This is a genomic window from Shewanella mytili, from assembly GCF_046765975.1.
GTDB classification, from domain to species: domain Bacteria; phylum Pseudomonadota; class Gammaproteobacteria; order Enterobacterales; family Shewanellaceae; genus Shewanella; species Shewanella mytili.
Map to the genome: position 1 here is coordinate 47,884 of NZ_JBKOUD010000009.1, position 23,434 is coordinate 71,317.

Sequence of the window (23,434 nt, forward strand, 5' to 3'; positions counted from 1 at the left end):
CCGTTGCAAGGGATGGCAGCGCATCGCCGCGCCATCATGGTGCCAAGCGTTCGTTTTAATGAAAAGCGATTTTCATTCTCGACATGGTTGCCTTTCTGCTTTATCTAGGATCATTTCAAAAACATCATGTTACGTGTCAATTGGCCGCTGTTTTAAGGTTTTCACAACAATACGATAACGGTTGCTTTACCCGTAATCGAGCTCTAACCTAGTAGTGCAGGTAACAGTGTAAGACGCCATCTTTCCGGGAATTTCAGATCTGCGCAGGAGAGTTGCGGCACAGGAGTGCACCAAGATATGGCAACAACGCACCAAAAAAGTGCATTCTTAACTGTTTTATTTGCCCCATATTCGAACATACCCTTTTATTTCAATATGTTAAAAATCTGGCATAACTCTCGCTTAGGTTATTTCAATTATAGGCAGAGCCCGGCGCAGAGCTTATACATCGTTGACAAAGGGAATAAAACCACACCCTATCCGGAGGCTTGAGAATGTCATCAGTTGAATCCGTTTTAACCCAGCTCGAAGAGTTGGAAGTAAAGTTTGTTGATTTGCGTTTTGTAGATACCAAAGGCAAAGAACAGCACGTGTCTGTACCTGCCCATCAGGTAGACGCTGACTTTTTTGAAGATGGTAAGATGTTTGACGGTTCTTCCATTGCCGGCTGGAAAGGCATTAACGAATCCGACATGGTGCTGATGCCAGATCCAACAACGTTTGTGCTGGACCCATTCACTGAAGAAACCACCGCCATCATCCGCTGTGACATTCTGGAACCTGCCACCATGCAGGGTTATGACCGCGACCCGCGCTCCATTGCCAAAAGAGCCGAAGATTACCTGAAGGCTACCGGTATTGCCGACACCGTATTGATTGGCCCGGAACCTGAATTCTTCGTGTTTGACGACGTGCGTTTTGGCGCAGACATGTCTGGCAACTTCTACAAGATTGGTGCCAAGGAAGCTGCCTGGAGCTCAAAAGACGAATTTGAAGACGGCAACACCGGTCACCGTCCCATGGTAAAAGGCGGTTATTTCCCAGTGCCTCCAGTGGATTCTTCACAGGACTGGCGTAGTGCTACCTGTCTGGTACTGGAAGAGATGGGTCAGGTGGTTGAAGCTCACCACCACGAAGTGGCCACTGCCGGCCAGAATGAAATCGCCACCCGTTTTAACACCCTGACTGCCAAGGCGGATGAAATCCTCACCTTGAAGTATGTGGTACACAACATGGCACACGCCTACGGCAAAACCGCTACCTTCATGCCAAAACCCATCATGGGCGATAACGGTAGCGGCATGCATGTGCATCAGTCACTGTCCAAAGACGGGGTTAACCTGTTTGCAGGTGACAAATATGCCGGCCTGTCTGAAACCTGCCTGTACTATATTGGCGGTATCATCAAGCACGCCCGTGCCCTGAACGCCTTCACCAACCCAAGTACCAACTCTTACAAGCGTTTGGTGCCTCATTTCGAAGCCCCTGTCATGCTGGCTTACTCAGCCCGTAACCGTAGTGCTTCCATCCGTATTCCGGTAGTGCCATCACCAAAGGCTCGCCGTATCGAAACCCGCTTCCCTGACCCGATGGCCAACCCATACCTGGCCTTTGCGGCACTGATGATGGCAGGTCTTGACGGTATCCAGAACAAAATCCACCCTGGCGATGCCATGGACAAGGATTTGTACGACCTGCCTGCAGAAGAAGCCCTGGCCATTCCAACTGTGGCCGAGTCTCTGGATGTGGCGCTGGAAGCGCTGGATGGGGACCGTGAGTTCCTTACCAAAGGCGGTGTATTTACCGATGACTTTATCGATTCATACATTGCACTGAAAACCACTGAGTCTGAAAAAGTGAACCGCACCACTCACCCTGTGGAATTTGAGCTGTACTACAGCCTGTAAGTATTGCCCTGCAATCAACCCGATGAGTCAAGCCATCGGAGTATAATAATAAAGCCCCGGGTATATCCCGGGGCACTCATTTTATCCCCATGCCGATTGGTGCATGTCCTGCGGCGCTTTTGGCCCGCTGCCTATCCCATAAAAAATATCTGGTTTTTACCCTGAAATCCCCCGGCAGAATGGATTAAAATAGCCACTCGTTATTCCATCCCGCTTATTCACTTCTGATGTTGTCAAAATTAGTCAAACTGGTGCTGCACTGGTTACCGGATCGTTCCGAGCTGCCTGAAGGGTTGCGTATCGGCCTGCCCATGATGGCCGGCTTGCTGCTGTTTTCCGCAGTGGGGGATACTGCCAGTGGGGTCAATGCGCTGATCTGTGCCTGGCTGGTGGGCGTACAAGGGCGAAATCTTGCCTATCCCAAGCGCCTGACCATGCTCAGCTTGTCGGCACTGCTGTGTTGTATCAGTGCCGGCTTGGCCATGTTCCACCTCATCCAGCCACTGTTGGGGATAGCCATCCTCATGCTGATAGGACTGTTGTATGGCCTGTGTTCCAACCAGCGCAAATACATCCAGCTATTAACCTACAATGCCGGTTTTTCCCTTATCTGTGCCATTCACCTGCTGGAAACCGACACTCCGTGGCTGATGGTGCTGCTGTCCACCACCTTTGGCAGCTGGAGTGCCATGCTCAGTGCGGTGATTGCCGGGCCTTGGCTATCCATCCGCCAGGGGCAGCAGCTTCTGGCCAAAGTCACCCAGCCGTTCGTGAACTGGTGCGCCATTGTGGGGCATTCAGATGCAGCCAATGTGGGCAAGCGACTGGCCTTGCGCGAACAGCTGGACGATGCCATCGCAGTGCTGGCGCACTGGTTACAGGAAATGCCCGATACCGCCGCGGTCACTCGCATTGCCAGCAGTTTGCGCACACATATGCTCTTGATTGAAGCCATGGAAGAGATTGGCCGCATACGCCAGCATGAAACCTCCACCGCCAATGCCGCCAGCCTGCAGCACTATCTGCACCGGTTTGCCACCGGCTTTGATGACTTTTTAACGAAAAATGCGCCCTTGCCTACCCTGCCACAGGGCACCGGACAGCACCCAACGCTGGTGATCATTGAGCAACAAATCCAGCAAGCCCTGCAAAAGAGCAATCCGTTACCGGAAAACTGGCGGGCCACACTGAAACTCATCTGGCCCTCCGATGCAGACAGCATCCGCACCCAGTGGCGCAAGGCCTTGCAAAAAGGGTCCCGGGAGTGGCACCACGGCCTGCGGATCCTGTTCACCCTGTTATGCTGTCAGCTGGTGGTGGCGCTGTTGCCGTTTCAACAGGGGTACTGGGTCACGCTGACCGCTTTTATCGTGCTGATGACCGCTCCGCTGGGACAATTGCAACTGCGCATCTGGGGGCGGTTTTACGGCACCTTGCTGGGTTCGATACTGGCGCTGGGGTTGGTGTGGTACCTGGGCAGCGGTGCCTGGCTGCTGCCTGCCACCTGCCTTACCCTGTTTCTGGCGTTTGCCACCTACTATAAAGCCCGTTATGAAATCCATGTGTTCTGGCTGACGGTCATGATGGTGTTCGCCATTACCCTGTTGCTGCCCGCCGAACCCTACATCGCATTTTACCGGGCGCTGGACACCCTGACCGGGGTGGTACTGGCGGTGCTGGCCATGTACCTGTTCATTCCCAGCTGGACCCGCCGCTGGCTGGATAACTATGTATGCCATTTTGTCACGCTGGAACAACAATGGCTGCAAAGCATTGCTGATGGCGAAACCGGCAGTGCCCTGCGTTGGCAAGCCCATGCCGCCCTGCGCCAGCTCAGCATGGAAGTGAGCTACATGAAGCTGGAACCCAACACCTCCGCCCGTGAGCTGCAGGATTGGCAAAGCTTTTTATGGCTGGGGCTGACACTGCACTGCACCCTGGTGGTGCTGGCACGCCAGGGACAACAGCCCCAGTTGCTGAGTGCCAGCCAGCAGCTGGCCGCCTGGCCGATGCTGTTCCGCCAACGGCTGCAACCCCAATGGTCAGAACTGCCCCATACCCTGACCATCAGCGATGAAGTGCATCAATGGTTGGCGCAAGACATCACCCAGCTATATTCCTGGCTGCATTGGCAACGGCCTTTCCAGCTTACGCCATAGCAAGGTTATCCCCCCCTGAAAACCGTGGCGCTTTCCACGGTTTTTTGCTGGGCAAGCCCCAGGTAACAGGCTAGGCTTAACAGAATAATAACCAATCACAGGAACAGGTTATGCGCGGTTTGCTGATAATGTTGTGTCTATTATCCATGGCGGTACAGGCCACGGTATACAAATGGGTGGATAAGGACGGCAACGTCCATTACAGCGACCAGCCCCACACCAACGCCCAACAGGTGCAGCTTGGCAGTAATACGGACAACCAACTGTCCATGGCGCCCGTGCCATCCATCCCGGCAGCCACAACAACATCCACGGAAAACAAGCCCCGGTATCAGGTGAGCATTATCTCCCCGGAGCATGAACAAACCATTCGCGACAATGCCGGCGACTTTACCGTTAGCGGCACGGTGCAGCCATCGCTGGCCTCGGGACATTACCTGCAGCTTTACATTGATGGCGTTGCCACCACCGATGCCCAGCACTCCACCGTTTTTGCATTGAACAACATTGACAGGGGTGAACACCGGCTGCAGTTAAAGGTGGTTCAGCAAAACGGCAAAATCCTTGCATCCAGCTCAGAGATTACTATTTTTTTGCACCAAGCCGGGTTGATTAAACCCGCATTTCCTGCGCCAGGGGTTAAAAACAGAAAAGGATAACTGTTATAATTCATATAGTTATTTATTCTTTTTTAATCACATTGACACGCGGCTGCCACTTGCGGCTAGCACCAGAATGGCGCACTATTATGGTGCAAGCGAGCGGGGAATATGCCGATGGACACCAATTTACTGCTCAATCATCTACTGACAGCGGTACTCGTTATCGACGAAAAACTGCAGCCCACCTATGTCAACGCGGCAGCGGAGCAACTACTGGGGCTGTCAGCGCATAAACTGCAAGAGCAGCCACTCACCGAAAACCTGCACAGTCTGGGCATCGATCCCAAGGTGCTGAAAAACGCCATTGCGGCGCAGCAGGGGCTGACGGTAAACACCGCCCAGCTGATGGTACTGGATGGACAACACCATACCGTGGATTTAACGCTGGTGCCCATGGAGCATGAGCCAACGCAGCCGCTGTGCAGCCTGCTGGAGCTGCGGCAAGTGGACCAACAACGGCGCATCCACCAACAGTTGAGCCTGGATGCCCAACAACAGGCCGCACAGTTTTTAGTGCGAAATCTGGCTCATGAAATCAAAAATCCACTGGGCGGATTGCGCGGCGCTGCGCAGCTGTTGTCCCGAGAGCTGAATGACGCACACCTGCAGGAATTCACCACGCTGATCATCGAACAGGCGGATCGCCTGCGTAACCTGGTAGACCGCCTGCTGGGACCGCAAAGGCCGTCCCAGCATCAGGTACTGAACATCCACATGGTGATCCAGAAAGTGCTGAACCTGATAAGCGTGACACTTCCGCCCCACATTCGCCTACGCCAGGATTATGACCCTTCCATTCCCGATTTGCCGATGGATGAAGACCAGCTGCAACAGGCCATTTTGAACGTTGTGCAAAATGCCATTCAGGCACTGGAGCAGCAGGAAAGCGGCGAAATCATGATCCGTACCCGCACGGCCCACCAGGTGACCATTGGCACCCAGCGCCACAAACTGGCATTGCAATTATCCATTATTGATAACGGCCCGGGCATTGCCCCGGCTCTGGTGGACACCCTGTTTTATCCCATGGTCACTGGCCGCAAGGACGGCAGTGGTCTGGGGTTGTCCATCGCCCATAACATTGCCCGGTTACATGGCGGCCGCATCGACTGTAACTCCGCCCCGGGACACACCGAATTTACCCTGACCCTGCCCATTAACCTGGATCAGGACAACTGATTGCCAAAGAGAGTACATTATGAGCGAACAAGTATGGATCCTTGACGACGACAGCTCCATTCGCTGGGTACTGGAACGGGCGCTGAGCGGCGCCAAAATCAGCTGTGCCAGTTTTGCCGCCGCCGAATCCCTGTGGGAAGCGCTGCAAATCGCCCAACCCCGGGTGATTGTGTCGGATATCCGCATGCCGGGCACCGACGGCTTAACCTTGCTCGAACGCATCAACGTGCATTATCCGCACATTCCGGTCATTATCATGACCGCCCATTCAGACTTGGACAGCGCGGTCAGTGCCTATCAGGCAGGCGCCTTTGAATACCTGCCAAAACCCTTTGATATTGACGAAGCCATTACACTGGTGGAGCGTGCCATCACCCACGCTACCGAACATTCGCCGATTGCCGCCGAACCCCAACTGAAAACGCCGGAAATCATTGGCGAAGCCCCTGCCATGCAGGAGGTATTCCGGGCCATTGGCCGCTTGTCCCGCTCTTCCATCAGCGTACTCATCAATGGCCAGTCCGGCACCGGCAAAGAGCTGGTGGCGGGTGCCCTGCATAAACACAGCCCCCGCCGGGAACAGCCCTTTATCGCCCTTAACATGGCGGCAATCCCGAAAGAGCTGATTGAATCCGAACTGTTCGGCCATGAAAAAGGCGCCTTTACCGGCGCCGCCAATGTACGCCAGGGGCGCTTTGAGCAGGCCAACGGCGGCACGTTGTTTCTGGATGAAATCGGCGATATGCCGCTGGATGTGCAAACCCGCCTGCTGCGGGTACTGGCCGATGGCCAGTTTTACCGGGTTGGCGGCCATTTGCCGGTGCGGGTTGATGTGCGAATTATTGCCGCCACCCATCAGGATCTGGAATCCCTAGTGCAAAAAGGCCAGTTCCGGGAAGATCTGTTTCACCGCCTCAACGTGATCCGCATCCATCTGCCACCCCTGTCACAGCGGCGGGAAGACATCCCCCAGTTGGCACGTTATTTCCTGAGTCAGGCCGCCAAAGAGATTGGCGTAGAAGCCAAGCTGCTGACCAAGGAAACTGCCGGCAAATTGCAGCAATTGCCCTGGCCCGGCAATGTAAGGCAGCTGGAAAACACCTGCCGCTGGCTGACGGTAATGGCATCCGGGCAAGAAATCCTGCCACAGGATCTCCCCCATGAGCTGTTCAAGGAGCCCAGCCAACTGAGCGCCACCAATGGTGGCTCCCAAGACTGGCAAAGCGCGTTGCGTTTATGGCTGGATCAACGGCTGTCACAGGGTGAAAATGACCTGCTGACCGAAATACAGCCGGCGTTTGAACGCATTCTGCTGGAAACCGCACTGGCGCATACCCAAGGCCACAAACAGGAAGCGGCCAAGCGTCTCGGATGGGGGCGCAACACGTTGACCCGAAAACTAAAAGAGCTCTCAATGGATTAATGCCAGGCCAAAGGTGCAGCATGCCCCAAGGATACGTTTACCCTGGGGGCATGCACGTCCCGTTAAAGGCCATACACTAACGGGCTTCCACCACGTCATCAGGGTCCTGATGAATAATCACTTCAGCGCTGGGAAACGCCTGCAAGATGCGGTTTTCCGCATCCACGGCAATATCATGGGCTTCGTGCAAAAGCAGATGGCCGTCAAGTTCCAGATGCAACTGAATGAATACGGTCTGCCCCGACTGGCGGGTGCGCAAATCGTGAATGCCCTGCACCCGCGGGTCCTGGCAGGCAATATGGGTAATCTGCCGCCGGGTTTCTTCATCCAGCTCCCTATCCAGTAGTGCCTGTATGGAGCGATAACCCAAGCCCCAGGACTGATGACCGATATAAAGGGCAATCAAAGAGGCAAACAGGCCGTCAGCCCACCACCAGCCATACTGGGCCAGCACCAAGGCCAACAAAACAGCAGCATTTAAAAACAGATCGGATTTGTAATGCAGGGAGTCCGCTTCCACCACGGAGCTAGATGTGGCTGCCAAGGCTTTTTTCTGCAGCAGCACCAGGGCCAGTGTCAGCACAATGGCGATAATCGAAACCACAATGCCCACGGTGGCACTATGCATGGGCTCAGGGCTAATCAAGCGGCCACCGCCGTGGAGCAGCAGTAAAAAGGCACTGCCCATGATAAATGCTGCCTGTGCCAGTGATGCCAGGTGTTCTGCCTTGCCGTGACCATAGCGATGGTCATGATCAGCGGGCACCAGGGCATAACGAATGGCGACAAAGTTCACCACAGACGCCATCACGTCAGCCACGGAGTCGGTCACTGAGGCCAGCATACTGGCAGAGCCGGACCATAACCACGCCACCAGCTTAATGATAATCAGCGTGGTGGCGGTGGCAATTGCCGCACGGCTTGCCAGTTTTACCCAAAATGCATAATGGGAACTCGATGTCATCTCATAGGCTCAATAGATCCGGTTCATTGCGCCTATGCTAACAGAGTTTAATAATCTTGGGGTGCATTCCACATGGGCATTTTTTGCAACTGGGCTTTGAATTTGGCTTTTTGATCATCCGTCAGCAACTGATAAATCTCATTGTGTAATTTCATCCGCTGCAACTGATGCTGCATCCGCAATTGCTGGCGCTGTTCAATGAGTTGCTTGGCTTTGGCTTCATCAAACTTGGCCGCGGTCATCAGAGCCTGCATCTCTTGGCGACGCTCGCTGCGCTGGGCCATGCGGCTTTCACGCTGGGCAGCAAATAACTTCTGCATGGCAGTTTCCTGCTCGGCCGTCAGATCAAGCTGGTGCAGAGCCATCAATCCCATGCCGCGGTGTGCCATGCCCATGCCATGGTAGCCGCCCTGCATGCCATGATAACCGCCTTGCATTTTCATCCCCTTACCCGGTCCCATACGCTGACCGCACGGCCGCTGCCCCTGATGGGGACACTGGCAGGCGGGTTGCGCCGCAGGTGCTGTAGCATTATCACTGGTAGCGGCCATGGCGCCAGTGGCCCACAGGCCAGACACTGTTGCCATCATTAACATGCCTGTTTTCAGATGTTTAACCATTATGCTCATCCTCGGTTGTTGTAAACAGATAGCGAAATAGACCCGTTTATTTTATAACCTGCATTGTAATAGTGCTGCACTGGCGGGTAAATCACTGTAAATTCAGTACTGATAAACAAAAAGCAGTATATTTACATATACTTACATTGGATAACTACAATTGACGCATAAGTGGGTATACTGCTGGACTATCTAGAAGAACCCGATAACTGCAGGAAATTACAATGAGCCGAATTTTGTTGATAGATGACGATTTGGCACTGGCAGAACTGCTGGGGCAACTGCTGGAGCTGGAAGGGTTTGAACTGACCATGGCCTACGATGGCCAAAGTGGGCTGAATCTGGCACTGGCAGAGGATTTCGACATCATCCTGCTGGATGTGATGCTGCCAAAACTCAGCGGATTTGCCGTACTGCAGCAACTTCGTACCCAAAAACAGACGCCGGTACTGATGCTGACCGCCAAAGGTGACGAGATTGATCGGGTCATTGGCCTGGAGCGCGGCGCCGACGACTACCTGCCAAAACCCTTTAATGACCGGGAACTGGTGGCCAGAATCCGCGCCATTATCCGCCGCGCCAACACGCCCCCGCAGGATAGGCAACACGGCGAGCTGCTGTTGGGAGACATCCGGCTCGACCCCACCCGTCAGGAAGCATACTGCAACGAGCAGCTGTTAATCCTCACCGGCACCGAATTCGGCTTACTGCTGGCGCTGGTGCAACAGGCAGGCGACTTAATCAGTAAGGATGAACTCAGCGAGAAAGTGCTGGGCAAGAAGCTCATGCCCTTTGATCGCAGCATTGACATGCACCTGTCCAATTTGCGCAAAAAACTGCCCGCGCGACCGGATGGCCGCCCCCGGGTGAAAACCATTCGTGGCAAAGGTTATATCTGGATTGCCTGATGTCAGCCTTTTTCATTCCTAACCGGCTTTTCATCAAACTGTTACTGGGCTTTTGGCTGTGCAGCAGTTTAATCATTCTGGCCGTGGGCAGCCTGCCCTTACTGCAACAAAACCGTGAAGCGGGCGCCATACCGCCCCACATCATGGGCACATTGCAGCGGACCATAAAAAGACTGCAGCGCCATCCGCAACGGCTGCAACAGCTGCTGGCCACACCGGAGGCTGAACTGAGCACCGCCCCCGCATCAGGGGCAGCGCTCCAGCCACTGCCGCCGGTTAATGCCCCCATGTCTCCCAATGGCGGTAATGGCTGGCTAAACAACAAACACCGCCGCAGCATGGACGGGCAGCCTTTCCACCTGTTTTTGTTTGATGACCACGGCAGGTTGCTTCACAGCCCGCAAATTCCGCCCATTGTGCGTAAAAACCTGTTGCTTATCTCTACGAGTGATCATGAACAGCCCCGCACGTTTATCTTTCGGGATGAGATGTTTTTCGGCCCCTTGTCTTTTAACGTGGCCGAGCAGCATTACCGGTTATATGGCGGCATTCCCGGACCGCACCGGGTGCCCTGGTTCTTCTTTTTCATTGAGCACAAGCTGCTCACGCTGTCGCTGGCCATTTTACTGTCTGGCATTTTGTGTGCCCTGCTGGCATGGCATTTGGGCAAACCGCTGCGCTCCCTTAAATACAGTGCCCACGCCCTGGCCCATGGCGACTTGAGTAACCGGGTGGATAATGCCACCGCCAAACGCCATGATGAAATCGGCGAGCTGGCCATTGCGTTCAACAGCATGGCCGACGCCATTGAAAATACCGTCAATAGCCAGCAACGGCTGATAAGCGACATCTCCCATGAATTACGCACCCCCCTGACCCGGCTGCAATTGGCACTGGCGCTGGCCCGTAAAAAAGGGCTGGCTGGGGAAGAAGCCGAACGTATTGCCTACGAAGCCGATCAGCTGGAAAAAATGATTGCGGAGTTACTGGCGCTGTCACGGGCCAAACTCAAAATCCAGGAAGACAAGGTCTGTATGGGACTGGCCGAATCCTTAAGCCAAGTACTGGATGATGCGGAATTTGAAGCGGCCCAGCGCCATAAAAACATCCTGATTGAGATCCCCGAAGAGCTGGAGCTATGCCATTACCCGCGTTCACTTTCCCGGGCCATTGAAAACCTGCTGCGCAATGCCATCCGCTACAGCCACATGGACATTACGATAAGTGCCCGTCAGGTCAAACAGCAGGTATTAATCACCATTACCGATGATGGCCCAGGCATTGAGGAGCAAGAGCTGCAGGCGATTTTCAAACCCTTTTACCGTCCACAGTCCGCCCGTGACCGGGAAAGCGGCGGCTGGGGACTGGGGCTGGCCATCACCCAGGCGGCCATCAACGCTCATCACGGCACCATTAACGCCTCCAACCGCAAGGCAGGCGGGCTGGAAATTATGATCACCTTGCCCATCGCATAAACGCCCGCTTATGGCTGGATGCGGGATTTGTTCTTATAATGGCAGGCATTTTTCTGCTGTTTTTAAGCGAACATCATGTTTCATATTGCCCTTTACGAACCGGAAATTGCCCCCAATACCGGAAACATCATCCGTCTTTGCGCCAACAACGGCAGCCAACTGCACCTGATTGAACCGCTGGGCTTTGATCTGGAAGAGAAAAAATTGCGCCGTGCCGGCCTCGATTACCGGGACTTGACCTCAGTGCAACGTTATCCCGATGTCACGGCCTTTTTGCAAGCCATGGCCGGCAAACGCATTTTTGCCTGCACCACCAAAGGCAGCCGCCCCCACTCCGATGCCCGTTACCAGCCAGGAGACGTGCTGTTATTCGGCCCGGAAACTCGGGGGCTGCCCATGTCAATCATTGAGTCATTGCCTGCTGAGCAACGCATCCGCATTCCGATGATGAGCAGTTGCCGCAGCCTGAACCTGTCCAATGCGGTGGCCATCATCAGTTATGAAGCCTGGCGCCAACAAGATTACGGCGGCATGCGTTAAGTGACTTCTTTCGCCAGACGGATTTTGATAGGGTAGAAATCACCGGGCTACCTGTTCAGGAACTGGCCGCATGAACAAACTGAAAAGCCGTATTCATACCCGACACAAACTCAATTTTTCCGGTGATTACAGCTGCGAAACCGTGGCATTTTTCAGCGAAGAGATTCTGGTGCTGCGGTTGTGGGATCAACAGACCCGCCAGCCACTGTTGCAATTTCGCCGGGTTGCCGACCTGCAACTGTTATTGTCTCTGCCACTGGCCGAATATGACGGCAGCCAGCTATTCTGCCGCTGGAGTGGCGGGCTGGCACTGCTGGGGAAATCCGGCTTGTGGTTCTGGCCGGAAATAAGCACGCAAGAAGCCGATTTTTACCCCCTGCATAACAGCGAAGTATGGCAACAACAGCTGCAGGGACAGCAGTATCAGTTCACGCCCCTGCAGATGGTGGCGCTGGATGATCAACAACTGTTGCTGCGCATGAGCGGCGCCAATAATCGTCATGGCAGGGCCATTTCCTGGTTGTTCATCAATGAAGATGGCGATTGCCATATCGTCAATCGTTTCAAGGAACTGGATGATGCCGCCATTGCCGCCTTGCCATCTTTCACCCCCCCGCCCGTGTTGACCGCGCTGGCAGTGAATGATGGCACCATCTGGGGCTTGTGCAGCCCTGCAACAGACGGGACTGCCAGCACCGATGGCCAACTGCTGGTGCCTTACCGTTATCAACTGCCCGACAATTTGCTCAGCTCCCTGTCGCAGCTTTTGGGCGCCGGCCAAAAACGGGAACTGCTACTGCAATCCAACCTACGGCAATTAGCCACCGGCAACGCCGTTTTCAGTGAAAACAACGCCTGTGTGTGGCTGCGCCCCAAAGGCAAAAAAAGCCTGGAGTGCCACCATCTCAACAGCGGTGAATGCCTGCATCGAATCAGCCTGACCCCGGCGCAGAATCTTGGCGACATCAATCTGCGCCAGGCACACCTTCACTTCTGGGATCAGCGCTGGTTTCTGGTACACAACAGCACCCAGCTTCATTTGTGTGAGGTCTTGCCAGCCACCAACTAACGGCAGGGCATGCACATGAAAAAACCGCCATGATGACATGACGGTTTTTTCAGCGAGGGCTTATCAGGTTACAGATGCATCAATGGCCAAAACCGACGGCGTTAATCTCAACCTGCTGCACCTGGCCATATTTGGCGGCAATGGGCGCAATGTTGGCCGCGTTGCCAATCAGTACCAATTGCAAGGCATCTTTCGGGAAATAGCGATTGATCAGCCGTTGGGTATCGGCCACGGTCAGGCTGTCCACCCGCTGCTGGAAGGCATTGATATAAGACGCATCAAAACCGTAAAGGTACATGTCGGCCAACAATCCCGCCAGACTGCCATTGGTTTCGTAACGGGGCGGGAACTGCCCTTTCACATAGGCTTTGGCGGATGCCAGGGTGGCTTCATCAATGCCTTTGTTCCACAGTCGCTGATAGGTGCTCAGGGCCAAATCAATCGCTTGCTCCGTAGAGGACTGCTTGGTAAAGGTGCTGATTTGGAACACGCCGCCATCGCGATAACTGACAAAGGATGAGCGGGCGCCATAGGTCAACCCGGAGTTTACCCGCAGTTCATCATTGAGCCATGAGGTAAAGCGGCCGCCGAGAATGGTATTGACCACTGACAGCCCCACATAATCCGGATTATTGCGGGCCACACCCAAGCCACCAATCATGAACGTGGTTTCAATGGCATCCGGCTTATCCACCAGCAACACCCGGGTTTTATCCAGCACCGGCAGGGCGTGCCGCACTTGGGCGGGCACGGTGGCAGTAGCCTGCCAGGAAGCAAACAATTGCTGCAATTTGGCTTTCATCTGCGCCGGGTCAAAGTCTCCGACGACACTGATGGCCATGTTGCCTGGCTGATAATACTGCTGATGAAAGGCTTTCACGTCCGCCAGGGATAATTTTTCCAGCGAAGCCCTGTCGCCGGAAGTGGCATTGCCGTATGGGTGCTGACCAAAAATCATTTTATTGAAGTAGCGGCCAATCACGGATTTGGGGCTCTCTTTGGCCTGTTCCAGCTCCGCCATGGTGCGCTGGCGCAATTTGGCGTATTCCTGCGGGGCAAACCGGGGGTGCTGCAACACATCAGCCACCAACCCCAGCATGGTGTCGGCATCTTTTGCCATAAAATCAGCGCTGACATAACTGCCTTCCCGACCACCGGCGCTGCTCAAACTGGCGCCGAGAAAATCCACTTTTTGTTCCAGTTGCTGCTTGCTGTGAGCGCCGGCACCCAACAGCAGTGAGTCTGCGGTCATGCTGGCAATGCCGCCAATGCTGTCATTCACGCTGCCGGCTTTTATCACCGCATTCACCGTGATTAAAGGCACCTCTGTTTGGGGCATCAGCAGCAGGGTCAGGCCGTTATCCAGGGTAAGGGTTTCATAGGCGGGCAGCACAAATTGACCGGTATCCTGGCTCACGTTAACGGCAGTGACCTTATGTTGGGTATCGGGTGTGACGGTGCTCTGACATCCCATCAGCATGGCGCTGGCCAACAGGAGTGTCAGGGGCGTTTTCATAAAACATGATTTCATTGATCGGCCTCCTCTTGCGCGGCTAATACACCTACTGTGCGGTTGGCTCGCTGCAGGTAGCTGCTGGCAACCCGCTGGATATCTTCCAGGGTCACCTTGTTATATGCCGCCGGGGCATCAAACAGTTTCTGGTAACTGCCAAAAAACAACTCATAGGTGCCGATGGTGTTGGCTTTGCCATTGATGGTTTCCATGCTGCGGTAGAAATCCATCAGTTTGATGTTTTTGGCTTTGTCCAACTCTTGCTGGGTCACGCCATTACGGGCAATGCTGTTGATTTGGGCAAGCAGCGCCTGCTCCAGACGGCTGGCCGACACCTCCGGCGCCGCTATTGCCATGATGTACAACAGGTTGGGGTCAAACGCCATGGGCATGTAAGCCTCGGCGCCCAATGCCAGCTGTTTGTCCACCAGGCCACGGTACAGCCGCGAGCTGTTACCGTCGCTGAGAATGGATGTCAGCAAGTCCAGCGCGTAATAATCCTCTGCCCGGGTAGCAGGCACATGGTAAGCCAACATGATGTTGGGAGTGCTGACAGAGGCTTTTTTCACAAAAATGCGCCGCTCGCCCTGTTGCTGCGGCTCTACGGTTTTCACCGTTTCTGGCGGTTGCTGTGCCGGGATGGGAGCAAAATATTGCTGGGCCAGGCGTTTGACTTCCGCCAGTGTCACCGCACCGGTAATCACCACTACGGCATTATTGGGTGCATAGTAGGTTTTGTGGTAATCCACCAAATCCTGTTGTGTCCAGGCAGCAATATCCGACTCATGGCCAATCACCGGCCAGCTGTAAGGATGGGCCAAAAAGGCCACGCCCTTTACCGGTCCCTGCAATGCCCGCCAGTTGGAGTTTTCCAGCCCGGTGGTGCGCTCAGAAGCCACCACGCCACGCTCGCTGGCCACCATTTTGGGATTGATGTCCAGATTGGCAATCCTGTCCGCTTCCAGCTTGAAGATGGTTTCCAAGGCATTGGATGGGAACCAGTCGGTATAAACTGTTACGTTTTCAGTGGTATACGCATTATTGGCACCACCAGCGGCTTCCATGGTGCGGTCAAACATTTTCGGGCCGTACAGTTTGGCGCCATTGAACATCATGTGTTCAAAGAAATGGGAAATACCGGTGATCCCGGGGCGCTCGTTGCGCGAGCCCACTTTCCAGAACAGGTACATGTTGGCATTGGGGATGGACGGGTCCTCCAGTACCATAATTTTCATGCCGTTATCCAGCGTAAACTGCTGAATGTCCTCGGCGGTGGTTGCCTGTGTCGTGACGGCGCTGAAAAGCCCCACAAACAGCAGCAAAGCGGTCAATTGACGCTTCATGATGTACTCCTGAGGTAAAGATTGCCGTTATCTTGTGGTCTGCCAAAGCCAATGGCAAGTTTACGGCCAATAACATTGGCCGACATTTTGTAAAAAAGCGTGTAAATATGCCGGGATTTATGGCTGGTGTTGCTTGTGCTTGATGATTTTCATTTTTGGCGCATCCATCTTGCGGGTTTTGGCAGCGGCATCTTTAGCCTCCTGTAAATAAGGCGCCTCTCTTTGGTGCCGCTCGGCAAACTGTTGCCGCGCTTTTTGTGTTTCCAAATGTTCCCAGCCCGCAGCTTGTGACGTGGCCAAAATCCGCTGTTCCCGTGCCGCGTTGCCCGCTGCGGCATCCCGGGCCTTTTGCAGCTCCAGCCTTTGGGTTTGCCGGGCGATTTTATCCGCCTGCAGCGTGATGTTTTTCCCTGTCTGACTGGGCTCAGCCGCCAGCAGTTGGCTGCATGACAACCCCAATAACAGCCCCATGGTGCACCTCATCATCCTTTATGACTCCCGTAAAAACTTTGCATCTGTCAATCATAGTCACACATTTGTCCGGATAAATCGTTGATAATATTTTTTTACAACAAATCAAAATATTGGTTGAGGAATAACACCAAACTGTTTATTTTTTGCTACCCAGAAAATAGACAGCAAATATTTTGGATGTCCCGGCATGCCGGGATTGCGGCGGAGCAGTGCGGATGATTGAGTGGACAAATAAATTGGCGCAGTTGCAAGTGGAGCCTGCATTGCTGCCGCAGCTACATTGCTGGCAACAGCAGCCCCACGGTACGCCGCTGGCGCTGTTTCGCAATGGGGTGATCATCTCAGCCAACAAAGCCGCGCTGGATTATTTTGCCTGCCTGAAAACCGAAATCATCAACTCCAATTTATATGACTTCGCCCCCCGCTTGCAGCTCAACGGCCAAAGCAGCATTGAGCAGGCCAAGCGCTTATTTGAAGCCGCCGGGGAAAAACCCCAGGTGCAGGAATGGCTGCACCTGAACCGGGAAGGCAAAGAGCTGCCCACTCGCCTGTTACTGTATCCTGTCACCTTGCATAACGAATCCATGGTGTTGGTGCGCTTTCAACACCTTGACCGGCGCCAGCAGCCCCGTCTTCAGCGTAATGATGAGTTTGCCTCCATTCCCCGGGCGGTGTTGTCCGGCATTCTGGAAGAAAGCGCCGAAGCGGTGGTTATCAGCGATGCCCACCACAGCATTTTGGCGGTGAACAAGGCACTGTGCCGCTTGTCGGGTTACAGCTCGGCCCAACTGCTCCACCGCTCATTATCCGTGTTGCAGGTAAATGACGACATCCACCAACAGGAATGCGATACCGCCCTGAAAGAGCGGGATTTCTGGCAGGGGGAGATATTCAAGCGCAAGGCTGATGGCAGCCAGTTTCCCGCCTGGCAAAGCAGCCGCCGGCTGATGGCGGACGGCAAATCCTACATGGTGACCATTTTCAGCGACATCAGCGATCGCAAACAGCTGGAAAACCGCCTCACCGAGCAAGCCATGTATGACGTGCTCACCGGTTTGCCCAATCGCCGCCACATGAAAAAAATGCTTAACGATGCCATGGCATACAACCACAAGCATGCAAACGGTGAGCGGCTGGGCGCGTTGATGTTTCTCGACCTTAACGGCTTCAAGCATGTGAATGACTGCTTCGGGCACTCCATGGGTGACCGGATTTTGCAGTTGGTCTCGGCCCGGCTGGAAGCGGGCTGCATTGAAATTGCCGGCATTGCCCGCATGGGGGGCGATGAGTTCACCCTTATTCTCACCGGCTGCAAAAGCCGCGAGGAGATACGCCACTTTGCCGAGCAGATTGCCCATTTGTTTGACATGCCCTTTGAGCTGGAAGGGCAAAAGTTCTATCTCAGCACCAGTATTGGCATCAGCCTGTTCAGCGATGACAGCATCAGCTCATCCCAGCTGCTGAGCCAAGCTGATACCGCGATGTACTGCGCCAAACACAGCGCCAATCACATCATGTTTTACGACAAGGGCATGAGTGATGCGGCGGAGCACCGGTTAAAGCTGTTGAACGATTTACGCCATGCCATGAATCTGGGCCAGTTCAGCATCTATTACCAACCCATTGTGCGCCTCAAAGACAACCAGCTGCTGGGGGCAGAAGCCTTGTTGCGCTGGCAGAAGACCCCCCATGAATTATTGGAAGCCGCCGATTTTTTACCCCTGCTGGAAGAAACCGGGCTGATTGTCAGCATTGGCAACTGGGTAGTGGAACAAGCCTGCCGCCAAGCGGCCATGTGGCGTCAGTCGGATTACCCTGACTTTACCATTGCGGTCAATGTATCGCCCATGCAGCTGGAACATCTGGACTTTGTGGAGCAGGTATCCCAAGCGCTGCAGAATGCCAAGCTGCCACCCCAGGCACTGGCGCTGGAAATCACCGAATCGGCCCTGCAGCATTATCCCAAGCAAGCCTGGCAAACCCTGGAGCAACTGCATGCACTGGGCTTAAAGGTCACCATTGACGGTTTTGGTGCCGGTTTTTCATCATTGAGCCGCTTGGGGAAAATGCCCATCGATTCACTGAAAATCGACCGGGAGTTTGCCAGACACCTGGAAAGCCCTCAAGGGCGCAAACTCTATTACGCCATCGTGCAGCTCACCCAGGCACTGGAGTTGTCTTACGTGGTGGAAGGCATTGAAACCGAACAGCAAAAAAACACCCTGCAACATATGGGGGAGGGGCTGGCTCAGGGATTTTTATTCGGTTATCCGCTGCATCCCCAGCAATTTGCCCTGGCCCATTTCCACCGGCATATGGGCTCTGGAGCCATCAAGGCGTAAGATTGCAGGCTAGGATGGGCTGTCGGCCAATAACGCTTTTGCCCGTTGCAGTGAACGCCGCTCCTCTTTGTCCTGAGTCAGCGGCAACACCCGCTCAACCTGCTCAGCCAGCGACTGCCACAAAGGGGCTATCACCTGCCGCTCCTGCTCGTTTGCCCGGCGTTTGGCCAGGGTTAACCATGCGGCAGCTTCCACCACGTCAATGCGGCCAAGGCACCCATCCGTCAGCGCAATGGCCAGCTCAATCATGGCCGGCACACTGTGACCGTAGCGGATCACCTGGCGCAGATAGCTTTCGGCCTGTGACATGTCATGACCAAACTGCGATTCCTGATCCAGCATGTGCCGTGCCCGTGCCAGCATGGCATCGAGCTGTCCCTGTTCGGCGGCTTCTGCCAGCCACTGTTCACTAGCGGCCGGATCCTGCTCGCAGCCTTCCCCCCGGGCCAGCATCAGCGACAAATGATACTGGGCATGGGGATAACCGCTCTGCGCGGCCTGCTTGATGTGCATGAACGCCGAGGACAAATCGCCCTGTTGATAGTAAAGCACCCCCAGATTGGCCATGGCTTCACTATGCTCCTTGGCGGCAGCCGCGCTCAAATACTGCTGCGCCAAAGCCGCATTGCAGCTGATGTCGCCACTCCCCACCAGGTAGAAGTACCCCAGCAGCGCCATGGCATCCACCACATTGGCTTGTGCCGCTTGGGCAATCAGCTGCTGCCCTTTTGCCACATCGGCTTCACCCTGGTAGCCATGCAGCAGTGCCACGCCATGTTCAAACAGGGCTCGTGGATCCGCTGCCGCCGCTTGGGCAAACCAGTAGGCCGCCTTTTGCAGATGGTGCTGAGCCTGCTGCGGCAGGGGGTCATCGTCTGGAGTCAACGCCTGCTCCTGCTGACGCGCCATCAATGCCCGGCTCTTGAATGACATGCCCAAAAGATATTGAGCCTCGGCGTCATCCTGCATCACCGCGCGAAAACACAGCTCATGGCCGCTGAGCGCATCAAACTCCTCAAACCTGTAAGCCGGTGCCGCTTGCTGCAGCAGTTGGGGATAGAGCCGCTCCACCAGTTTCAGCACATCGCGAATGGCCTTGCGGGCCAATTGCTGCAACTGGGCGGGCTGCAGGTGGTATTTTTCCGGATGGGCGCCACGGTTGCCATCGGCACGCAAGCGGTGCAATGCCCGGGTAACGCGCACATCTGTCAGGCGCAACCGGTTAAGTTGCTCAATGCGGTTATAAAGGTTGGGGCTGTCAAACGTGACGGCGGCAGGTGCCGCCAAAAGTTCGGTCAGTTGGTGGGCAAAGCTGCGCACATGCAGCAACGATTGAGTGGGAACATCCGCCACATAGCGTTTGGCGTTACGGTATTCGGTTGCCAGCGGCGCAGAGATGCCAGCCACAAACTCAATATCGTTCACACGCTCTCCTGTTATTGGGGCGACTGGCGGGAAACCCGGTACAAGCGGAACAGGGCCACATTCACATACAGGCTGATAAAGCCGGTAAAGCTTTCCACCAGCAACCGCAATGCCATGGGGGCGTGTTCAACGGTCATGGACACCATGGCGCCCAGCAACATCAACGGGAAATACAGCAATAACACCAGCAGGGTTTTACCGGTAATGTTCTGACTGAAGACAAAACTGGCCTTGATGGCCTGTAATGGTGACAACCGCTCAACCACCACCATAAAGTTCACGTAGGACAAGCGGGCAAACAGATACAGGCTGATCCCCAATCCAATAACCCCCAGCGGCCCCAGTGCCGATAACATCACCACCGGCGCCGCAATGGCCATGCCGGAAAACACCCCGGCCACCATCAGCCACGGCAAAAAAGGCAAACTGTTTTGCAGCACGGCAAACACCCCGGGCTGGTAGCCCTCGGTACGCAGCTCCATGAACAGCGTCAGCGATGCAATCAGCAAGGAAAACACCAAAAACAGCAGCAGGGTAGCCACAATGTGCGGCACGCCTATTTGCGGTGATTCAGGGTCCATTGCCGCAAATTCACTGCCCAGCCATAGCTGGATACCCACCTGCAACAATAACAGGGGCAATGTGAGCGCCGCCAGTTGTAGCGCATGATTGCGGAAAAAATAGAAAGCTTCGGAGAGGATGGCAGACAAAGACATGCAGCGTTCCCAACAGCAGAAATGATAAGTGATTCAACCAGTGGCTAGGATACCGAAAATCCGCAGCCGATGCATAGCATAAATGCTGCCGGTTGCGCCGCCGCCCGCGGAAATACCGTGCATCCCCTAGCACAATACGCTTAAAATACAAGGTTATTGCCTATCTGACCAAGGAATGATCTATGAAAATCCCCGTTGTTGCCACCCTCGCCGCCCTGTTACTGGCCCTCCCGGCCCATGCCGGCCTGCTGGACGGTCTCAAATCCCAAGTGCAACAAGCCACAACGGCGCCCACCACAACCACCAGCAATCCCCAAAGTGCGGATTTGGTGGGCAGTGTCATGTCACAGCTGAACCTTAGCCAGACTCAGGCTGAAGGCGGTTTGGGCAGTTTACTGAATCTGGCCAAAACCAATCTGCAACCTGGCCAGTTTTCACACATTGCCGACAGCATTCCCAATGTGGGTAACCTGCTATCGGCGGCACCAAGTGCCGGAAGCGACTCTGGTCTTGGCAACCTGCTATCCAAAGCCGGCAACCTCAGCGACACGCTGCAAGGCAGCGCCATGGTATATGATGCCTTTAACAAACTGGGGATTTCCAAGGAGCTGATAGCCCCCATGGCGGAGATTTTGAAAAACTACCTGTCACAATCAGCAGATAACAACACCGCCTCATTATTAACCCAGGGACTGGGTGCACTGCTGTAATCCACCTGGCTTTATCATTGACCCGGCTCCTGGGCCATCGCTGACTCGGGAGCTCGTGCCCCAATGCATGCAAGCGCGCATTTTAGGAACTTCGCTGCCGTTGCCGATTCTAATCTTTTATCCCATGTTGTCAGGACAAAAAGCATGATAGCCAAGCTAAAGCAGTTTCTAAATACCTTGCAGGAGAGTGCCGACCCCCAGCAACAGGCGCACAACCTGAATTTGGCTGCCGCCTGTATGCTGCTGGAAGTAGTGTATGCCGACGAAAACCTGGATGAAGCCGAAGCCGGCCTCTTGCCCCAGTTGCTGGCGCAAAATCTGGATATCGGCGCCGACGATGCCGAGGCATTAATCCGTCAGGCTAAGAGGGATCATCACAACGCCACGTCGCTGTTCCAGTTCACGTCCCTCATCAACGACAATTTCTCACTGGCGCAAAAGCAGCAACTGGTGCTGTCCATGTGGCGTCTGGCTTACGCCGATGGCAAGCTGTGCCGCTATGAAGATCAGATTATCCGTCGCTGTGCCGATTTGTTGTATCTGAAGCACTCAGAACTCATTCAGCTGCGCAATCGCGCCATTGAAAGCACGGCGCATACGCCCAAATAGCCCGCTCGCTCAATGAGCGGTGGTTTCCTTGTTGCCAGCCAGCATGCTGTCGCCTTGCCGACCTGCCATGCGCCGCCGCAATTTTAATTGCAGCCACAGCAGCGGCAGCAACACCAGCATCAGCAAAATGGCATAAATCATGGCGTGTCCAAGGGCCATGCCCAACACCAGGCAAATGGCGCTGCTAAGCCAGGCCCAGAGCCGGTAACGCGGCCCCAACAGGCGCACGGCTGCCAGCATGGACAGCAGGTAAATCACCACAAACACGCCATTGGCCCAGGAGATCAGCTGATCAAGCTGGGTATTAGTGCAAAAATTCACCACCATGACCACGGCCATCAATGACAGGATCAATACCAACGCCCGCACTGGCACCTGATACTGGTTACGGGGCGCAAACCAGCGCGGGGTGATCCCCTGTTCACTGAAACTGCTCAGCAACCGGGCCACACTGGCGGTGTAGACATTGGTTGTGGATAACCCGCCGGCTATCCCCAAAATGCCAATGACTTGCACCCCATGGCCCCCCAACAAGCGGTCAAAAGCATCAATCATGGCCAATGGCGCATCGGAACAGACCAGCAACAGCAACCAGGTGCAGGCCAGGTAAATGAACCCCACCAGCACGGTGCCAATCATCATGGCCGGCATGAAATCCTTGCGGGGATCCCGAAAATCCGCCGCCAGATGGGTCATCGCCTCAACCCCGAGGAAACTCCAAAATGCCAAACCCATAGCCTGCAAGACGCTACGCATTTCAACAGGAGCCTGGGGTTGCTGATACTGGGCCATATGGCTGATGCCGCTGCCAAACATCAACACCACCACGGTGACAATGCACAAGGTCAGCGCAAATTGCGATTTGGCCGAGACCTGGATCCCATGCAGGTTAAGCCCCAACAGCAGCACCAGTACCGCTAATTCGCATCCCAGCAAGGCCCAGCCCGATACCGGCACCAGTGCCTGGAAAAACTGGAAAGTCATCATAATTGCGGCGGGTGCGCCAATGGGCACAATCAACAAAAAACTCAGCCCCACCGCTCGGCCCAACACCCGGCCAAACGCCTGGGAAACAAAAAAAGCCGGCCCGGCGGCGTGGGGGAAATGGGCGCCGAGCTGGGCAAACACCACGGTGATGGGAATGATGGCCAGCGTCAGCAGTGCCCATGCCAATAAGGCGCCATGCCCCGCCATACTGACGGTCATTTGCGGTAAAATAAAAACACCGGTACCCAGCAAAGTGGTGGCCATCAGCCCTGCGCCTTGCCAGCGTCCTATAGTTCCAGAAGTGGGATTCATTTGATAAATTAAACACCTGTTAGCATAGTAGCAGTATAGCCTGTCCATTACGGGCAATCTGCACCAATTGACATGCTTAATGGCACATTCGCCGACG

General features: G+C 54.8%; 20 protein-coding genes. 12 read left to right on the plus strand and 8 right to left on the minus strand.

All coding sequences use genetic code 11. The features are described from left to right. Positions 1-494: 494 nt before the first annotated feature. The 5 genes from glnA to glnG all read left to right on the plus strand — a co-directional run bounded on the left by glnA (position 495) and on the right by glnG (position 7,330). The gene (gene glnA, locus ACIDEJ_RS10140) at positions 495-1,907 is read left to right on the plus strand and encodes a glutamate--ammonia ligase (protein ID WP_411987956.1); all 1,413 of its coding nucleotides are present in this window, start codon (positions 495-497) and stop codon (positions 1,905-1,907) included. Positions 1,908-2,134: 227 nt separating this feature from the next. Continuing rightward, positions 2,135-4,066 (plus strand): FUSC family protein, encoded by a 1,932-nt coding sequence (locus ACIDEJ_RS10145; protein WP_411987957.1) that lies wholly within the window; start codon positions 2,135-2,137, stop codon positions 4,064-4,066. Between the two features lie 128 nt (positions 4,067-4,194). Beyond that, positions 4,195-4,725 carry a DUF4124 domain-containing protein gene (locus ACIDEJ_RS10150; RefSeq protein ID WP_411987958.1) on the plus strand — a complete coding sequence of 177 codons (531 nt, stop codon included), beginning with the start codon at positions 4,195-4,197 and terminating at the stop codon, positions 4,723-4,725. A gap of 117 nt (positions 4,726-4,842) precedes the next feature. Further along, complete coding sequence (glnL, locus tag ACIDEJ_RS10155) at positions 4,843-5,907, plus strand: nitrogen regulation protein NR(II) (RefSeq protein WP_411987959.1); 1,065 nt, start codon at positions 4,843-4,845, stop codon at positions 5,905-5,907. Between the two features lie 19 nt (positions 5,908-5,926). Then, on the plus strand, positions 5,927-7,330 hold the full coding sequence (gene glnG / locus ACIDEJ_RS10160) for a nitrogen regulation protein NR(I) (RefSeq protein WP_411987960.1): 1,404 nt from the start codon (positions 5,927-5,929) through the stop codon (positions 7,328-7,330). A gap of 76 nt (positions 7,331-7,406) precedes the next feature. Here glnG and fieF read toward each other — a convergent pair whose 3' ends face one another. Next, entirely contained in the window at positions 7,407-8,294 is an 888-nt protein-coding gene (gene fieF, locus ACIDEJ_RS10165) for a cation efflux pump FieF (RefSeq protein ID WP_411987961.1), read from the minus strand. A 47-nt stretch (positions 8,295-8,341) separates the two neighbouring features. After that, entirely contained in the window at positions 8,342-8,914 is a 573-nt protein-coding gene (locus tag ACIDEJ_RS10170) for a Spy/CpxP family protein refolding chaperone (RefSeq protein WP_411987962.1), read from the minus strand. A gap of 224 nt (positions 8,915-9,138) precedes the next feature. On the opposite strand from ACIDEJ_RS10170, the gene ACIDEJ_RS10175 reads away from it, so the two are divergent. The 4 genes from ACIDEJ_RS10175 (at position 9,139) to ACIDEJ_RS10190 (ending at position 12,906) form a co-directional block, all read left to right on the plus strand. Further along, on the plus strand, positions 9,139-9,822 hold the full coding sequence (locus ACIDEJ_RS10175; protein WP_411987963.1) for a response regulator: 684 nt from the start codon (positions 9,139-9,141) through the stop codon (positions 9,820-9,822). Continuing rightward, positions 9,822-11,297 (plus strand): ATP-binding protein, encoded by a 1,476-nt coding sequence (locus ACIDEJ_RS10180; protein WP_411987964.1) that lies wholly within the window; start codon positions 9,822-9,824, stop codon positions 11,295-11,297. Before ACIDEJ_RS10175 ends, ACIDEJ_RS10180 begins: the two co-directional genes overlap by 1 nt. 75 nt (positions 11,298-11,372) lie before the next feature. Next, positions 11,373-11,837, plus strand: a complete 465-nt coding sequence (gene trmL, locus ACIDEJ_RS10185) for a tRNA (uridine(34)/cytosine(34)/5-carboxymethylaminomethyluridine(34)-2'-O)-methyltransferase TrmL (protein WP_411987965.1) — start codon at positions 11,373-11,375, stop codon at positions 11,835-11,837. Between the two features lie 70 nt (positions 11,838-11,907). Continuing rightward, entirely contained in the window at positions 11,908-12,906 is a 999-nt protein-coding gene (locus ACIDEJ_RS10190) for a hypothetical protein (protein ID WP_411987966.1), read from the plus strand. Between the two features lie 79 nt (positions 12,907-12,985). Here the strand turns inward: ACIDEJ_RS10190 and ACIDEJ_RS10195 are convergent, their stop codons facing one another. The 3 genes from ACIDEJ_RS10195 to ACIDEJ_RS10205 all read right to left on the minus strand — a co-directional run bounded on the left by ACIDEJ_RS10195 (position 12,986) and on the right by ACIDEJ_RS10205 (position 16,248). Next, positions 12,986-14,437: a M16 family metallopeptidase gene (locus ACIDEJ_RS10195; RefSeq protein ID WP_411987967.1), complete on the minus strand. Its 1,452-nt coding sequence runs from the start codon at positions 14,435-14,437 to the stop codon at positions 12,986-12,988. Continuing rightward, positions 14,434-15,762: a M16 family metallopeptidase gene (locus ACIDEJ_RS10200; RefSeq protein ID WP_411987968.1), complete on the minus strand. Its 1,329-nt coding sequence runs from the start codon at positions 15,760-15,762 to the stop codon at positions 14,434-14,436. The genes ACIDEJ_RS10195 and ACIDEJ_RS10200 overlap by 4 nt, the downstream gene beginning before the upstream one ends. A 117-nt stretch (positions 15,763-15,879) precedes the next feature. Further along, positions 15,880-16,248 (minus strand): hypothetical protein, encoded by a 369-nt coding sequence (locus ACIDEJ_RS10205; protein ID WP_411987969.1) that lies wholly within the window; start codon positions 16,246-16,248, stop codon positions 15,880-15,882. 203 nt (positions 16,249-16,451) lie between these two features. Between ACIDEJ_RS10205 and ACIDEJ_RS10210 the strand changes: the two genes are divergently transcribed. Then, positions 16,452-18,578 carry an EAL domain-containing protein gene (locus ACIDEJ_RS10210; RefSeq protein ID WP_411987970.1) on the plus strand — a complete coding sequence of 709 codons (2,127 nt, stop codon included), beginning with the start codon at positions 16,452-16,454 and terminating at the stop codon, positions 18,576-18,578. Positions 18,579-18,587: 9 nt separating this feature from the next. Here the strand turns inward: ACIDEJ_RS10210 and ACIDEJ_RS10215 are convergent, their stop codons facing one another. Both ACIDEJ_RS10215 and ACIDEJ_RS10220 read right to left on the minus strand, forming a co-directional pair. Then, positions 18,588-20,003, minus strand: a complete 1,416-nt coding sequence (locus ACIDEJ_RS10215; protein ID WP_411987971.1) for a tetratricopeptide repeat protein — start codon at positions 20,001-20,003, stop codon at positions 18,588-18,590. An 11-nt stretch (positions 20,004-20,014) separates the two neighbouring features. Beyond that, positions 20,015-20,719, minus strand: coding sequence for a hypothetical protein (locus ACIDEJ_RS10220; protein WP_411987972.1), 705 nt, complete (start codon positions 20,717-20,719; stop codon positions 20,015-20,017). Between the two features lie 182 nt (positions 20,720-20,901). Here ACIDEJ_RS10220 and ACIDEJ_RS10225 point away from each other — a divergent pair, with 182 nt between their 5' ends. Together ACIDEJ_RS10225 and ACIDEJ_RS10230 are read left to right on the plus strand one after the other, a co-directional pair. Next, positions 20,902-21,429, plus strand: a complete 528-nt coding sequence (locus ACIDEJ_RS10225; RefSeq protein WP_411987973.1) for a DUF2780 domain-containing protein — start codon at positions 20,902-20,904, stop codon at positions 21,427-21,429. Positions 21,430-21,573: 144 nt separating this feature from the next. Next, on the plus strand, positions 21,574-22,038 hold the full coding sequence (locus tag ACIDEJ_RS10230) for a tellurite resistance TerB family protein (protein ID WP_411987974.1): 465 nt from the start codon (positions 21,574-21,576) through the stop codon (positions 22,036-22,038). Between the two features lie 9 nt (positions 22,039-22,047). Here ACIDEJ_RS10230 and yjeH read toward each other — a convergent pair whose 3' ends face one another. Beyond that, positions 22,048-23,337, minus strand: a complete 1,290-nt coding sequence (gene yjeH, locus ACIDEJ_RS10235) for an L-methionine/branched-chain amino acid transporter (RefSeq protein WP_411987975.1) — start codon at positions 23,335-23,337, stop codon at positions 22,048-22,050. Positions 23,338-23,434 lie beyond the last annotated feature (97 nt).

Excerpts from the sequence above, each read along its gene's own strand:
- glnA (WP_411987956.1), top strand. The coding sequence starts at position 495 with ATGTCATCAGTTGAATCCGTTTTAACCCAGCTCGAAGAGTTGGAAGTA.
- ACIDEJ_RS10145 (WP_411987957.1), top strand. The coding sequence starts at position 2,135 with ATGTTGTCAAAATTAGTCAAACTGGTGCTGCACTGGTTACCGGATCGT.
- ACIDEJ_RS10150 (WP_411987958.1), top strand. The coding sequence starts at position 4,195 with ATGTTGTGTCTATTATCCATGGCGGTACAGGCCACGGTATACAAATGG.
- glnL (WP_411987959.1), top strand. The coding sequence starts at position 4,843 with ATGGACACCAATTTACTGCTCAATCATCTACTGACAGCGGTACTCGTT.
- glnG (WP_411987960.1), top strand. The coding sequence starts at position 5,927 with ATGAGCGAACAAGTATGGATCCTTGACGACGACAGCTCCATTCGCTGG.
- fieF (WP_411987961.1), bottom strand. The coding sequence starts at position 8,294 with ATGACATCGAGTTCCCATTATGCATTTTGGGTAAAACTGGCAAGCCGT.
- ACIDEJ_RS10170 (WP_411987962.1), bottom strand. The coding sequence starts at position 8,914 with ATGGTTAAACATCTGAAAACAGGCATGTTAATGATGGCAACAGTGTCT.
- ACIDEJ_RS10175 (WP_411987963.1), top strand. The coding sequence starts at position 9,139 with ATGAGCCGAATTTTGTTGATAGATGACGATTTGGCACTGGCAGAACTG.
- ACIDEJ_RS10180 (WP_411987964.1), top strand. The coding sequence starts at position 9,822 with ATGTCAGCCTTTTTCATTCCTAACCGGCTTTTCATCAAACTGTTACTG.
- trmL (WP_411987965.1), top strand. The coding sequence starts at position 11,373 with ATGTTTCATATTGCCCTTTACGAACCGGAAATTGCCCCCAATACCGGA.
- ACIDEJ_RS10190 (WP_411987966.1), top strand. The coding sequence starts at position 11,908 with ATGAACAAACTGAAAAGCCGTATTCATACCCGACACAAACTCAATTTT.
- ACIDEJ_RS10195 (WP_411987967.1), bottom strand. The coding sequence starts at position 14,437 with ATGAAATCATGTTTTATGAAAACGCCCCTGACACTCCTGTTGGCCAGC.
- ACIDEJ_RS10200 (WP_411987968.1), bottom strand. The coding sequence starts at position 15,762 with ATGAAGCGTCAATTGACCGCTTTGCTGCTGTTTGTGGGGCTTTTCAGC.
- ACIDEJ_RS10205 (WP_411987969.1), bottom strand. The coding sequence starts at position 16,248 with ATGATGAGGTGCACCATGGGGCTGTTATTGGGGTTGTCATGCAGCCAA.
- ACIDEJ_RS10210 (WP_411987970.1), top strand. The coding sequence starts at position 16,452 with ATGATTGAGTGGACAAATAAATTGGCGCAGTTGCAAGTGGAGCCTGCA.
- ACIDEJ_RS10220 (WP_411987972.1), bottom strand. The coding sequence starts at position 20,719 with ATGTCTTTGTCTGCCATCCTCTCCGAAGCTTTCTATTTTTTCCGCAAT.
- ACIDEJ_RS10225 (WP_411987973.1), top strand. The coding sequence starts at position 20,902 with ATGAAAATCCCCGTTGTTGCCACCCTCGCCGCCCTGTTACTGGCCCTC.
- ACIDEJ_RS10230 (WP_411987974.1), top strand. The coding sequence starts at position 21,574 with ATGATAGCCAAGCTAAAGCAGTTTCTAAATACCTTGCAGGAGAGTGCC.
- yjeH (WP_411987975.1), bottom strand. The coding sequence starts at position 23,337 with ATGAATCCCACTTCTGGAACTATAGGACGCTGGCAAGGCGCAGGGCTG.